General features: G+C 29.4%; 12 protein-coding genes. 10 read left to right on the plus strand and 2 right to left on the minus strand.

Features of this window, described 5'->3' with window-relative positions:
• Window positions 1–68: 68 nt before the first annotated feature.
• Window positions 69–572, plus strand: coding sequence for an RrF2 family transcriptional regulator (locus O5Y44_RS05395; RefSeq protein WP_271965548.1), 504 nt, complete (start codon window positions 69–71; stop codon window positions 570–572).
• A gap of 38 nt (window positions 573–610) precedes the next feature.
• Here the strand turns inward: O5Y44_RS05395 and O5Y44_RS05400 are convergent, their stop codons facing one another.
• Window positions 611–1,057, minus strand: coding sequence for a flavodoxin (locus tag O5Y44_RS05400; RefSeq protein ID WP_271965549.1), 447 nt, complete (start codon window positions 1,055–1,057; stop codon window positions 611–613).
• A gap of 283 nt (window positions 1,058–1,340) precedes the next feature.
• Between O5Y44_RS05400 and O5Y44_RS05405 the strand changes: the two genes are divergently transcribed.
• The 9 genes from O5Y44_RS05405 to O5Y44_RS05445 all read left to right on the plus strand — a co-directional run bounded on the left by O5Y44_RS05405 (window position 1,341) and on the right by O5Y44_RS05445 (window position 13,160).
• A complete protein-coding gene (locus O5Y44_RS05405) occupies window positions 1,341–2,741 on the plus strand; it encodes a cation:dicarboxylate symporter family transporter (RefSeq protein ID WP_271965550.1) in 1,401 nt (466 codons plus the stop codon).
• A gap of 169 nt (window positions 2,742–2,910) precedes the next feature.
• Window positions 2,911–4,794 carry a tRNA uridine-5-carboxymethylaminomethyl(34) synthesis enzyme MnmG gene (gene mnmG, locus O5Y44_RS05410; protein WP_271965551.1) on the plus strand — a complete coding sequence of 628 codons (1,884 nt, stop codon included), beginning with the start codon at window positions 2,911–2,913 and terminating at the stop codon, window positions 4,792–4,794.
• Entirely contained in the window at window positions 4,787–5,500 is a 714-nt protein-coding gene (gene rsmG / locus O5Y44_RS05415) for a 16S rRNA (guanine(527)-N(7))-methyltransferase RsmG (RefSeq protein ID WP_271965552.1), read from the plus strand. Before mnmG ends, rsmG begins: the two co-directional genes overlap by 8 nt.
• A 207-nt stretch (window positions 5,501–5,707) precedes the next feature.
• Window positions 5,708–6,754, plus strand: coding sequence for a PTS sugar transporter subunit IIC (locus tag O5Y44_RS05420; RefSeq protein ID WP_271965553.1), 1,047 nt, complete (start codon window positions 5,708–5,710; stop codon window positions 6,752–6,754).
• 153 nt (window positions 6,755–6,907) lie between these two features.
• Entirely contained in the window at window positions 6,908–7,846 is a 939-nt protein-coding gene (locus O5Y44_RS05425; RefSeq protein WP_271987473.1) for a ketopantoate reductase family protein, read from the plus strand.
• A gap of 127 nt (window positions 7,847–7,973) precedes the next feature.
• A complete protein-coding gene (locus O5Y44_RS05430; RefSeq protein WP_003146848.1) occupies window positions 7,974–8,333 on the plus strand; it encodes an Asp23/Gls24 family envelope stress response protein in 360 nt (119 codons plus the stop codon).
• 11 nt (window positions 8,334–8,344) lie between these two features.
• A complete protein-coding gene (locus tag O5Y44_RS05435) occupies window positions 8,345–9,994 on the plus strand; it encodes a DAK2 domain-containing protein (RefSeq protein ID WP_271965556.1) in 1,650 nt (549 codons plus the stop codon).
• 129 nt (window positions 9,995–10,123) lie between these two features.
• Window positions 10,124–10,657 carry a CvpA family protein gene (locus O5Y44_RS05440; protein WP_271965558.1) on the plus strand — a complete coding sequence of 178 codons (534 nt, stop codon included), beginning with the start codon at window positions 10,124–10,126 and terminating at the stop codon, window positions 10,655–10,657.
• Between the two features lie 163 nt (window positions 10,658–10,820).
• A complete protein-coding gene (locus O5Y44_RS05445) occupies window positions 10,821–13,160 on the plus strand; it encodes an endonuclease MutS2 (RefSeq protein ID WP_371465667.1) in 2,340 nt (779 codons plus the stop codon).
• Window positions 13,161–13,192: 32 nt separating this feature from the next.
• Here O5Y44_RS05445 and O5Y44_RS05450 read toward each other — a convergent pair whose 3' ends face one another.
• Window positions 13,193–13,702, minus strand: coding sequence for a GNAT family N-acetyltransferase (locus O5Y44_RS05450; RefSeq protein ID WP_316447613.1), 510 nt, complete (start codon window positions 13,700–13,702; stop codon window positions 13,193–13,195).
• Between the last annotated feature and the right edge of the window lie 488 nt (window positions 13,703–14,190).

Raw genomic sequence — 14,190 nt, forward strand, 5'->3', positions numbered from 1 at the left:
ATTATAAAAATATATCATAAAATAAGGATGTAAGTAGAGTTATATTAAAAAGAAAAGAGGTTGAGTTTATGCATTTAACAAAGAGTACTGAACAAGCAATCTGTATAATGGTTATGTTATACCTTCAAGATAGACATGTTTTCTTGAATTCTAAGGAAATAAGCCAGCGTTTAAATATTTCTCCAACATATCTGAAAAAAATTATGAGAAAATTGGTTGTCAATGATCTAGTAAAAGCTAACACTGGTATTGGCGGGGGATATAAATACAAGTCAAATAAAAAAGTTACTTTATATGATATATATGTAGCGCTAAATGACGAAGTAGAAATTTTTGCACTGAAAACAGATTACGTTTCAAAAATTTTTGAAGGGGCCTTAGCAGTTGATAAACGTTACAGTAAGTACTTGAAAAAAGTTAACACTGTAAATAAAGCGATTAAAACTGCTTTAGAAGAAATTACAATCGAAAACTTAGTTGAAGATATTCTTGAAGATAATTCTAAGATTAGACTAGATTGGAATAATTGGGAAGACGAATTTGAAAGAGTTAATGTTTTCTTTAAAGGATAATAAAAAAACGGTTATGATTTTTCATAACCATTTTTTTATTATAGAGCGCTAGCGAATGCTTCAATAAATTTATCAATATTTTCGAAATCTTCGTCAGTATCTGCTTCAATTTCAATCTTAAGATTTTCAGTTGGATTAGTAGCACCAGTTTTTGCGATTTGCTCATCGAATTGATCTACACAAACACAGTACTCATCGTAGATAGTATCACCAGTTCCAATAACCCCATAGATTTTTCCTTCATAGTTTTTGTCTGCTAATGCTTCGTAAAATTCTTCCATTTCTTCAGGTAGTTCACCTTCACCATATGTATAACTTGCAACGATAAAAGCATCTGCATCATCTAGAAAATCAAAATCTTCCATGTCTTCGATAAATAGTTTTTCTATTTCTAGACCTTTTTCTTCTTCGAATTTTTCTATTATCAAATCAGATAACATTTCAGTATTACCTGTTAAACTTGCGTAAACTAATTTAATATTCAAAAAAACCCCTCCATTCTATTAGTAAATAAATAATAACTAATCATTATTATAACTTATTAAAAATATTAAGTAAATAAAAAGAATTTATAAAATAAATTTTTTTGAGCAAAACTATTGAAAATTTCTGAAAATTATAGTTTAATTTAACTATCTTTTACATTATGGAGGTACAATATGGAAAAAGGTCATTATCTTTTCCATTCTATCTGTAGATGGAGTAAAATTTAAGATTAAAATTTTACAAAAAAAGAAGATGAGTAAAAACTCATTTGGAGGATAGAAAATGGAAAACAAATTTACATTTTTTGAGAAATTTATTATGATTTCTACAAAAGAAACGTTATTATTTTTAGTAGTACTTTTTGCGTTATTTTACTTAATGTATTATTTAGCAAAAAAAAGGGTTAGTTCTTCAAAAAGAACGTTATTATCAACAGCAATAGGTTTACTTCTAGGGATTGGTATACAAGCATATTCAGGATTTAGTGATGAACCGATGAAGATTAAATATGTTGCTGAAACAACTACATGGTATTCATTATTTGGGAATGGATTTATTGATTTAATTAAAATGTTAATCGTACCATTAGTATTAGTTTCAATTATCAATGTAATTGTAAATATTAATGCTAATACTGATGTTAAAAAATTAACCAGATTAACACTGATTATTACGTTAGGAATGGTTGCGATAAGTTCTATTGTTGGTTTTGTAGTTTCTGCAGTATTTAAACTTGGAAGTAGTTCTATCGTTTTAGGTAATGGAGATAGTAAAATTAAAGAAGTAAAAAATGTTGTTACAATTATTCGTGAATTGATTCCTTCAAATCCTATAAAAGCAATGGTTGACTTTAATGTAATTGGTGTAGTAATCTTTGCTATGTTTGTCGGACTAGCGGCAAGATATATTCAAAATAAAGATGAAAATAAAGTAAAAACTTTCATTGACTATATTGCTAATTTACATGCTATTGTATCTCGAATGACAGTACTAATAATTAGATTATTACCTTATGCTGTAATTCCGTTACTAGCTAACACAATTGCACAAAGAGGATTAAAATCAATTAAAGATGTATTATTGTTTATCGGATTATTATATGTAGCAGTAGTAATTCAATTTGTAATTCAAGGATTATTCTTATTACTACATGGTGTTTCACCTGTTACATATTTCAAAAAAGCAAGTAAGCCATTAGTTTTAGCATTTACTTCACGTTCAAGTGCAGGGACATTACCTTTAACTATTAATACTTTAACTAAAGAAATGGGGGTTAACCAGTCAACAGCAAACTTTGTTGCTTCGTTCTCTTCTACAGCGGGAATGCAAGGATGTGCTGGTATTTATCCAACAATGTTAGTAGTATTTTTAGCTAATGCAAATGGAATAACAATTGATGCAACATTATTTATCATGACTGTTATTGTAGTAACATTAGGTTCTGTAGGTATCGCAGGAGTTCCTGGAACAGCAATTACAGCTGCTTCAGTTTCAGTTAACGGAGTAGGTTTTGGAGCATTATTCAATCAAATTAACCCGATCTTAGCAGTAGACCCAATTTTAGATATGGGACGTACTTGTTTAAATGTTAGTGGTGGTATGACAAACTCAATAATGGTTGATAAACACTTAGGTTTATTTAACAAAGATAAATTTTATGAGTTTGATAAAGTAACAGAATAAATAATTTAAATCGTAGTACGAAAGTGCTACGATTTTTTTATGAACATATGTATATTATTAGTGTTTTTCTTCTCGATGTGATAATATTATAAAGGTAAAAATTTAGTAATATATCAAAATTTTGGTCAAAGCATTATTTTGCAATTACGTTAAAATATATGGAGGTACTATGACTGAATTTTTAAAAGAATATGATGTTATTGTAATTGGAGGGGGACATGCCGGAATTGAGGCAGCACATGCCGCTAGTAGAAAAGGTGTTAAGACTCTAATGATTACAATTAATTTAGATACTATTGGTTTTATGCCATGTAACCCGAGTGTGGGAGGACCGGCAAAAGGAATTGTTGTACGTGAAGTAGATGCACTTGGTGGTCTAATGGGACGAGTAGCGGATAAGACTAATATTCAAAGTAAAATGTTGAATACAGCAAAAGGACCAGCAGTTCGTGCACTAAGAATGCAATCTGATAAAGTTGAGTATCAATTAGAAATGAAGAGAATTTTAGAAGATACTCCAAACTTAGATATTGAGCAAGCAATGGTACGTGAACTTATTATTGAAGATAATAAAGTGGTTGGATTAAGAACTATGCTTGGAACAGCGTATAAAGCAAAAACAATTATTATAACTACAGGTACATATTTACGTGGTGAAATTGTAATTGGAGATATTAAATATTCTTCTGGACCAAATCACCAGATGCCATCTATCGATCTTGCGAAACAATTAGAAGAATTAGGATTTGACTTAGTTAGGTTTAAAACTGGGACACCACCAAGGGTTAATGCGGACAGTGTAGATTTTTCTAAAACAGCAATTCAACCAGGTGATGAAGAAGAACATGCATTTAGTTATGAAACTAAAGAATTTGTTAAAGATCAAGTACCATGTTGGTTGACTTATACAAATTCAACAACACATGAAATTATCGATAAGAACTTAGGACGTTCAGCTATGTATTCTGGAGTGATTAAAGGAACAGGACCAAGATATTGTCCAAGTATTGAAGACAAATATGTTCGTTTTAACGATAAGGAAAGACATCAACTTTTCTTAGAACCAGAAGGTAGAAATACGAAAGAAATATACGTACAAGGTCTATCTACTTCGTTACCAGATGATGTTCAACGTGACATGGTACGTAGTATTGCTGGACTTGAAAATGCAGTAATTATGCGTAATGGATATGCGATTGAATACGATGCAGTAAATCCAACAACTTTATGGCCAACTTTAGAAACGAAATTAATTGATGGATTATTTACTGCAGGCCAAATTAATGGTACGAGTGGTTATGAAGAAGCAGCAGGTCAAGGTATTATGGCTGGAATAAACGCCGCTTGTAAAGTACTAGGAGAAGAACCAATGATCCTTGGTCGTGATGAAGCATATATTGGAGTTCTTATTGATGACCTAGTAACAAAAGGAACAAACGAGCCATATAGACTTTTAACTTCAAGAGCAGAACATAGGTTATTATTACGTCATGATAATGCTGATATGCGTTTAACAGAAAAAGCTTATAACTATGGTTTAGTAACTGAAGAGAGATATAATAAATTCTGTGAAAAACGTAAGATGGTTGCTGATGAAATTGAAAGACTTAAAACTTTCAGAATAACTCCAACAGCTGGTACTTTAGAAAAACTAGCAGAATTAAATAGCGCGGAAATTCGTGATGGTATTCTGGCGATTGATATGCTAAGACGTCCAGAACTAACTCATGCGAATGTTCTATATTTAGCTAATGATGAAACAGTTCTTCCTAAAGATGTAATAGAGCAAGTTGAAATCGAAGTTAAATATGAAGGTTATATTAAAAAATCTCTTCAACAAGTAGAAAAACTTAAGAAGATGAATGAGATGAAAATACCTACAGATCTGAGTTATGACGAAGTACCAAGTTTAGCTTTAGAAGCAAGGGAAAAACTAAAAAAAGTATTACCGTTAACCATTGGTCAAGCATCTCGTATCTCAGGAGTTAATCCAGCGGATATTTCTATTTTATTAGTATATTTAGAACAACGTAGAGGAACAAATAATGAATAAAGAACAGTTTTATGCTGCAGTAAAAGAAAAGGTAGGGATAGAATTATCAGAACTTCAAAAAGAGCAGTATAGTAAATACTATGATTTAGTAGTTGAATGGAATCAGAAGATAAATCTTACTGCTATTACCGAAGAAGATGAATTTTATACAAAACACTTTTTTGATTCAATTTCACTAGCTTTCTATAAAGATTATTCTAATATTGAAAGTATTTGTGATGTCGGTAGTGGAGCAGGTTTTCCTTCAATCCCGTTGAAAATATTATTTCCAAATTTAAAAGTCACGATTGTTGATTCGTTAAACAAGAGAATTAAATTTTTAAATTTAGTAAAAGATGAACTAGGACTTAGTGATTGTAATTTTGTTCATGCTAGGGCAGAAGAGTTTGGACAAAATAAAGACTACAGAGAAAATTTTGAAATAGTAACTGCTAGAGCGGTAGCAAGATTAAATGTCTTAGCTGAATTGTGTTTACCATTAGTTAAAAAAGGTGGATATTTCTTAAGTTTAAAAGCACAAAAGGCGGAAGAAGAGACTAAAGAAGCGATTAATGCAATAAAACTTCTAGGTGGAAAGTTAGAACAAGATTTAGAATTCGATATTGAAGGTGAAGAGCGTCATATTTTAGAAATAAGAAAAGCTAAAGAGACACCTAACAAATATCCTAGAAAAGCAGGTACACCAAATAAAAAACCATTATTATAGTGTTACTTTGTTATGAAATAAAAATATTTAAAAAGTAGCTAAATATCATTTTATACCTAATGATGTTAGCTGCTTTTTAATTTGTATACGATTTACACAATAAAATAAAGAAAAAATAGATAAATTTTCAAAAAATTCTTTACTTTTGTTTGATTTTATATTATTATATTTATTATATTCATTAAAAACAAACAAAGGAGGATGTGTATGACGAAATCAGTAAGGGATTTTCTTAATATAATTTTAAACGGTACAGCTTTAGGAGTTGTTGCAGGATTAATTCCAAATGCAGTTCTGAGTACATTATTTAAATATTTAGGAACATTATTTGCACCTGGATTATTCACTACATTAACTCAAGCGATGTATTTATTACAATTTGCAATTCCAGTTTTAGTAGGAGTTATTGTAGGACAAAGTTTAAAATTCAAACCATTAGAGTCAGCAGTATTAGGAGCGACAGTCTTAGCAGCAAGTGGATCTTTAACTTTTAATGCACAAGCAAAAGCATGGACTGGGGTTCCAATGGGAGATTTATTTAACGTCATTTTAATTACAATTATTGGAGCTTTAGCAATTAACCTTGTTAAAGATAAATTCGGAGCTGTTACAATTATTTTCTTACCAATCACTGGAGGATTAGTAGCGGCATTAGGGTTAGTAACATTGCCATATACTAAAAGTTTAACTAGACTTTTAGCATCAATCATTTTTGAATTTACAACATTACAACCAGTGTTAATGTGTATTTTAATAACGATGACATTTTCATTCTTAATCGTTACGCCTGTATCAACAGTTGCAATGGGATTAATACTATTTTCTAATGAAAACTATGTAGGAGCGGGAGCTGCAACATTAGGATTAGTTTCAGCAGCAGCGGTTCTAGCTATCGGTACATATAGAGCGAAAAGTAAAGGTGCTAGTGTGGCTATTATCTTAGGTGCAATCAAGCTTATGATGCCAAACTGTGCACGTAAACCACAGTTATTATTAACAATTTTAACAACAGCAGCAATTACAGGACTTTCAGGATATTTCCTAAAAATTCTTGGGACACACGAGAGTGCAGGATTTGGTATTATCGGTTTAATCGGACCTTCTAAATCATATGCAATGAATAATGGTAACTTATTACCAGTGTTATTGGCATTCTTCGTAATTCCATTTACAGTTGCATTTTTAGCAGATAGATTTTATTCTGATGTATTGAAATTATATAAAAAAGATGCATATAAACCAGAAAATCTATAATTAATAGAATATAAAAAGATAACTTAACAAAATCGTTTCTTAAGAGATGTTTTTGTTAGGTTATTTTATTATATATATTGATTTGATAACACATTGACAAAGTTATTTTATAGTTATAAAATTAGGGTAGAATACGCTTTAAGGAGATTAATTATGAAAATATTATTTGCGGGAGCAGGAGCTCTTGGTTCAAGATTTGGGTATATGTTATTTAAAAATAATGAAGATGTAACATTTGTAGATTCTTGGGAGGAACATGTAAGAAATATTACTAATAATGGATTAAAAGTTATAATTGATGAGGTAGATTTGGGTAATTATTATATACCGACATATCATCCTGATCAAGTCAGAGGAAAATATGATGTAGTTTTTGTTGCAACCAAATCTATGCAATTAAGAGCTATGCTAGAAAAAGTTAAACATTTATTTCATGAAGATACTAAAATCATTTGTATTTTAAATGGTTTAGGTCACGTTGAGACTTTAAAAGATTATATAAAAGAAGAGAACATTCTTATTGGTGTAACGGTGTGGACTAGTGGGCTAGGAGGTCCAGGTGTATTAAATGCGCATGGAACGGGAAAAATAGAGTTAAAACAAGTTAAAGAGATTAACTTAGATGAAACTTTGAAACTTGTAGATAGATTAAATGGGGCAGGTTTAAATATTAGATATTCGGCAGATACATATCAATCAATATGGCATAAAGCAGGGCTAAACTGTGTGCTTAATACATTTTGTACGCTTATTGATTGTAATATTAATCAATATGGAAGCTATGATAAGAATTTAGAATTAACAAGGGCGGTTCTAAATGAAATTACAGCAGTAGGTAAAGCTGAAGGGATTGATATTAAGCAAGATGTAATCGAAAATAATATAAAAAATTGTTTTTCATTAAAGACTGCAGGAGCGCATTATCCATCTTTATATCAAGATATGAAGAATGGTCGTTTGACAGAAATAGATTATCTTAATGGTGAAATTTCAAGACTTGGAAAAATTCATAATATTCCTACACCAGTGTGTGATGTCATTACATTAATGATTCATTCTAAGGAATTTATTAATAATAATAAACAATATTAGCAATATAAAAGAGATGCTAAAAGGCTCTAAGTAAAGAATTATCAATGTTTTACTTGTATTTTTTTGTTAAAAAAGGTATAATAGTTCGTATGTTCAGTTGACTATTTTTAAAATAGGAGGAAAAGATATGTCATTAGAAATTAATAATGAATATGGTCATGTTTCTATTAGTGATGATGTAATAGCATCGGTTGCAGGTGGTGCAGCTGTAAGTTGTTACGGAATCATAGGAATGGCTAGTAAAAATCAAGTTAAAGATGGAATTACAGAAATTTTACGTAAAGAAAATTACGCAAAAGGAATAGTAGTAAAAAAAGATGAAGAGAAACTTGTAATTGATTTATATATCATAGTTATGTATGGTACAAAAATTTCAGAAATAGCTAACAATGTTCAATCTTCAGTAAAATATCAAATTGAAAAAACTTTAGGTGTCAAAGTTGATGAAATCAACATTTATATTCAAGGCATCAAGGTAAATAAATAGGAGGAAAGATAGTGGAGAAAATTAACGGACTCGTTTTAGCTGAAATGATTGATTTAGGATCAAAAAACTTAGCTAAAAATGCAGAAAAAATAAACTCATTAAATGTTTTCCCTGTACCAGATGGTGATACAGGAACAAATATGAACCTTTCAATGTCATCAGGTGCTAAAGAAACAGCTGCAAATGTTGTTGAAAACATCGGTGAATTAGGTAAATCTTTTTCTAAAGGATTATTAATGGGAGCACGTGGAAACTCAGGTGTTATCCTTTCTCAATTATTTAGAGGAATGTCTCAGCACATAGCTGATAAAAAAGAAGTTAATGCTAAAGAGTTTGCCGAAGCTATCCAAAATGGTGTAAGTATTGCTTATAAAGCAATTATTAAGCCAGTAGAAGGAACTATTTTAACAGTAGCTCGTGAAGCTGCTGAAGCTGGACTTAAAGCAGCGGAAAATAGTGATTCTGTAGTTGAAGTAATGGAAGCTATTTACGCTGAAGCTCAAGCTTCACTAAAAAGAACTCCAGATTTATTACCAATTCTAAAAGAAGTTGGTGTAGTAGACTCAGGAGGTCAAGGACTTGTTTGCGTATATCAAGGTTTCGTTGCAGCGCTTAAAGGTGAAAAAATTGAAGGATTAGAATCTGTAGAGACTAATGTTGTTGATATGCAATTTGAAGATGATCATGATATGGACTTCATGAGCCCAGAAGATATAGTATATGGATTCTGTACTGAGTTCACAGTTCGTCTTGATAAAGAGAAAAAAGATTTTAACGAAGATAAATTCCGTGAAGATATGAGTAAATTTGGAGATTCTCTTCTAGTAATTTCAGATAGTGAGTATGTGAAAATTCATGTTCACACAGAAACTCCAGGGGATGTATTCAATTATGGTCAACAATATGGAGAACTTATCAAAATAAAATCTGATAATATGAGAGAACAGCACCGTGAGGTTCTAAGAAAACAAGAAGCTAAACAAGCGACTACTCCAAAAGAACTTAAAGAACAAGCAATGATTTCTATATCTATGGGAGCTGGATTAAGTAAAGTATTAACTTCAATGGGAGTTGATTATATCGTAGAAGGTGGACAAACAATGAACCCATCTACTGAAGATATTATGAAAGCTATTAAAGAAGTTAACGCTAAGAACATTTTTATCTTCCCTAATAATAAAAATATCCAACTTGCAGCAAAACAAGCTGCTGAGTTAGCTGAGGAAAATGTTTTTGTTATTGAAAGTAAAACAGCTCCTCAAGGTTTAGCTGCAGTTATGGTATTTAATCCTCAAGCTTCAGCTGATGAAAACTTTGCTAATATGCAAGAAGTATTATCAACAGTAAGTACTCTAGAAGTAACACACGCTGTTCGTGATACTAACATCGAAGGTGTTGAAATTAAAAAAGATGAATTCATGGGAATTAAAGATGGAAAAATAGTAGTTTCTAACTTATCTCTGAATACAGTTTTAGAAGAATTATTAGAAAAATCTATTGATGAAGATAAAGAAATTGTAACTCTTTACTTAGGTGAAGAGAGTACAGAAGAATATACTGATTTCTTAGAACAATTAATAGAAGAAAAATATCCTGACGTAGAAGTAGAACTTATAGAATCAGGGCAACCGGTATATCCATACATTATCGGAGTAGAATAATAATTTAAACTTTATAAAAAAGTAGCATTAGTCTAAAATAGATTAATGCTACTTTAAAGTTGATAGAGTAAAATACTTATATATTAATTATAATCATAAAAAATATTTAATGATTTGAAAGGAGATATAATGGTTGATGTAATTATTGCATTATTATTACTTGCTGGTGCATATTTAGGGTACAAGCGTGGACTAATCATGCAAATATTTTATTTAGGTACAATAGTAATTGGTTATGCAGTATCAATGTTATTTAGTTCAAGATTGGCATATTTATTTACAAGTATGATTCCCATTCCAACAGATGTTACAGAAGGGCTTGAGGGAATATATAAAGGACTTAATATTCCAACAGCATACTATCGTATAGTATCATTTATCGTATTATTTATTGTTATTCGATTAATAATACAAATTCTAGCTCAAACATTGGGCGTTATTAGAAAATTACCATTAATAAAAACAACTGATAGATATCTTGGTGCTATACTAGGATTCGTGGAGATTTACTTAATTGTGTTTGTAGTACTTTACCTTGTAACGGTATTGCCTGCTCCAGATTGGAAGATAGCGATATTTAAAGATTCAACATTACCAGATTATATAATTCAAAATACACCAGTATTATCAAAACAGTTTATTAGTTTATTCTTTAATAAATAAAATTAGATTTGGAGTTCCAGAGGTGCTCCGAATTTTTTTCTATTAGCGAGTAAGAAGATAATTTTAATCAAAAGAAATTGTTTAATACTTTTATTTAGTGTATAATAGTTTGTGTTATAAAAAGATAAAGCATGTAAATATAGATTGAAGGAGTGAGATTAGATTGAATAAAATTACTCAAAAGAAAATTAATTTAGACTTAGTTTTAAAAGATGTAGAGAAATATTGTTTCTCAGAGTTATCTTATGAAAAAATAAAAAATTTAGAATATATAACAAATTATGATAAGTTAGTAGAAGTACATAAGGAGAATGAAGAGGGATATGATTTGCTTAGAAAATACCCAAACGAATTCAAATTAAAAATATTTGATTATAACGCTAGTGTTAAGAAAGCTAAAATTGATAGTGTGCTTTCGGAAAAGGAACTCTTCTATATATTAAGAAACATTATAACTTATGATAGATTCTCAAGAAGATTTGAAAATATCAAATTACAAGAACATGCTAACTATCCAAGTTTAACAAAGTATGTAGTTAAACTAGATGATTTTAGTGATCTTGAAAGATATCTAGATAGAATAATAGATGAGGACGGTTATATAAGACCAGATGCATCACTTGAATTAAAAAATATAAAAGTAAATATTTCTAAGTTAAAAAATAAGAGTGATCAAATACTAAAGAATATTCTTCGTTCAAATGTAAAAAAATTAACTGAAGCAATTGTAACAAAGAGAAATGATCGTGATGTAATCTTAGTAAAACCCGAATATAAAAATGACTTTGGTGGAATTATTCATGATGAGAGTGCCTCAGGAAATACATTTTACGTTGAACCAAAAGAAAATGTAGAGATTAATAATGAAATAGGAATTTTAAAACGTAAGGAAAAAGAAGAGATTCTTAGAATACTAAAAGAAGCATCTGAAGTAGTTAAAGAAAAAGCAGATGAACTTCTAAATTCTCTTTGGAATTTTTCACAAATAGAGTTTATATTCTCAAAAATGAATTTCTGTGCTAGAAATGGCTTTAATAAACAAAATATAGTAAATTCACAAGAGCTTAATCTAAAGAGAGCATATAATCCTTTAATTGATAAAGACGTAGTTGTGAAAAATGATGTTATTCTAGACAATAAAGGAAATTCACTAATAATAACTGGTCCTAATACTGGTGGTAAGACTGTAATTTTAAAAACAGTTGGATTATGTGTGTACTTATCACATCTAGGATTTTATATTCCAGCATTAGAGGAATCAACAGTCGGATTTTTTGAAGATGTATTTGTAGATGTAGGTGATGAACAGTCTATTGAGAATAACTTATCTACTTTTTCTTCTCATATGACTAATATTATTAACATATTAAATAGAACAAATAATAAGAGTCTAATATTACTTGATGAATTGTGTTCAGGAACAGATCCAAGTGAAGGAGCAGTTCTTTCTATTGCACTACTAGAAAAATTCAAAAATCTAAATGCTACTATGTTATGTACAACACACTATCCTGAAATTAAGAATTATTGTTTTGAGTCGGATTATTATAAAAACTCATCTATGGAATTTGATTTTGAAAAACTGAAACCAACATATAGATTTATTATAGGTTTACCAGGTAAATCAAATGCAATAAATATATCTGCAAAATTAGGTTTAGAACAATCAATTATAGATGAGGCTAGTTCGTTATTAGAAGTAAATACAAAAGAAAATAATTTATTTATCGATAAACTTTCTGAAAGTATTAGAGAATATGATTATAAATTAGAGTATATAAATAGAACATTAGATGAAATAGATGAGGTAAAACAAACTCTTGATACTAATCTACAGAAATATGAAGAATATAAAGAAAGTTTATATAATGATTTAAGTATAGAACTTAATAGAGAGATCGAAGAGAAAAAAGAAGAAATGCTTGAAATTTATAAAGAGTTTAAGGATAATACCTCTTTAAAACAACATGAAGTTAATGAATTGCTTCATTCTATGGACAAGAGTAAGAATAATATAAGATTACAAAGAAAATTAGAAAACCAACCTAAGTTTGCTAGTAGTGAGATTAAAGTTGGAGATGATGTACTGGTACTAAGTTATAATCAAAGAGCAACAGTTTTAGAAATTTCTGGTAATACCCTACAGATAAAAATGGGAGCTATGAAATTAAATATTAAGAAAAAAGAAGTAAGGAAAATAGATAGTGAGCCCGAAGTAGCTACTAGATATGTTAGTACAAGCAATGTAAGTAGTAAAAAAGTAGGTATCGATATTAATGTAATAGGTTTAAATACAGAAGAAGCTATAAGGGAAATAGAAAACTATATGGATAAAGTAATACTTCAAGGGTATGATACATTTACTATTATTCATGGTTTAGGTTCTGGTATCCTGCGTAAAAATATCGGAGAATATCTTAAAAATAATAGATATGTAGCTAGCTATAGAACTGGAGGGCAAAACGAAGGCGGTATGGGAGCTACTGTGGTTGAGATGAAATAAAAGGTTAAGTTGGATTAAATTCCAACCTAACCTTATTTTTTATATATCCAATATCTTAGTGTTATTCTAGATTCTTCTATTACCTCGTTTTCTAAAATACCACCACATGATTCTATAGTACGTTTAGAGGCAATATTCTTTTTATCACAAGTAATTAAAATTTTATCTAGACCAAGTGAAAACAAAAATTCAGAAATGTAGTTTAGCATTTTCTTACCATAACCTTTTCTACGCTCAGATTTTCTAACACTATAACCTATATGGCCGCCGAAGTTTAATAGATAATCATTAAGTTCATGTCTACCGTTAATAATACCTACAATTTTGTCATTATCTAGTGCAAAGAAAGTATGAGCAGTAACAAATCCCGGAGTGACTGTTTCTTTATACTTAGTATTTTCTACAAATTTTACCCATTCAGGGATAGATAAAGTAGTCATATTAGCTGCACCTTGAATGATTTCGTTATTAAGAACAAATTCTTCTTTGTAATCTAATATTTGTTCAAATGTAACATCTTTAGGTTCTTTAAAAATAATCATAAAATCTCCTCCTTATACTGTATACTTATATAATATCTCAATAGAAATTGATTGTAAATAGTAAATAGAAAGAAATAATTGAAATAAAAATGAAAAAATATGAAAATAGTGTTGACAAGTAATAAAGTTGATGATAGAATAGTAAAAGTCTTCTCAAGAAGAAGACGAACAATATAAGATTTCTAATAATTAAATGTTAAGAAAATATAAAAAAGTTCTTGACAAAATAAAAAAGAAATGATAAACTTATAAAAGTCTTGAAGAGAGACAACACCAATTATTTCAACGAAGTAAACGGTTAAAAAGTTTTAAAAAAACTTCTTGACAAACATTCGAAGAAATGATAAAATAGTTAAGTCTTCTGATGAAGACGAAAAAACATTTTTAAAAAAAGTTTTAAAAAAGACTTGACAAAGAATTTTAAAAATGTTAAAATATAAAAGTTGTTAATCACAACGATTTGAACATTGAAAACTAAACGAATTAAG

It is taken from the genome of Gemella sp. 27098_8_155 (assembly GCF_041433725.1).
GTDB lineage: Bacteria > Bacillota > Bacilli > Staphylococcales > Gemellaceae > Gemella > Gemella haemolysans_D.

Bases quoted from the DNA above. Each gene is read 5' to 3' on its own strand.
- O5Y44_RS05395 (WP_271965548.1), top strand. From the start codon at position 69: ATGCATTTAACAAAGAGTACTGAACAAGCAATCTGTATAATGGTTATG.
- O5Y44_RS05405 (WP_271965550.1), top strand. From the start codon at position 1,341: ATGGAAAACAAATTTACATTTTTTGAGAAATTTATTATGATTTCTACA.
- mnmG (WP_271965551.1), top strand. From the start codon at position 2,911: ATGACTGAATTTTTAAAAGAATATGATGTTATTGTAATTGGAGGGGGA.
- rsmG (WP_271965552.1), top strand. From the start codon at position 4,787: ATGAATAAAGAACAGTTTTATGCTGCAGTAAAAGAAAAGGTAGGGATA.
- O5Y44_RS05420 (WP_271965553.1), top strand. From the start codon at position 5,708: ATGACGAAATCAGTAAGGGATTTTCTTAATATAATTTTAAACGGTACA.
- O5Y44_RS05425 (WP_271987473.1), top strand. From the start codon at position 6,908: ATGAAAATATTATTTGCGGGAGCAGGAGCTCTTGGTTCAAGATTTGGG.
- O5Y44_RS05430 (WP_003146848.1), top strand. From the start codon at position 7,974: ATGTCATTAGAAATTAATAATGAATATGGTCATGTTTCTATTAGTGAT.
- O5Y44_RS05440 (WP_271965558.1), top strand. From the start codon at position 10,124: ATGGTTGATGTAATTATTGCATTATTATTACTTGCTGGTGCATATTTA.
- O5Y44_RS05450 (WP_316447613.1), bottom strand. From the start codon at position 13,702: ATGATTATTTTTAAAGAACCTAAAGATGTTACATTTGAACAAATATTA.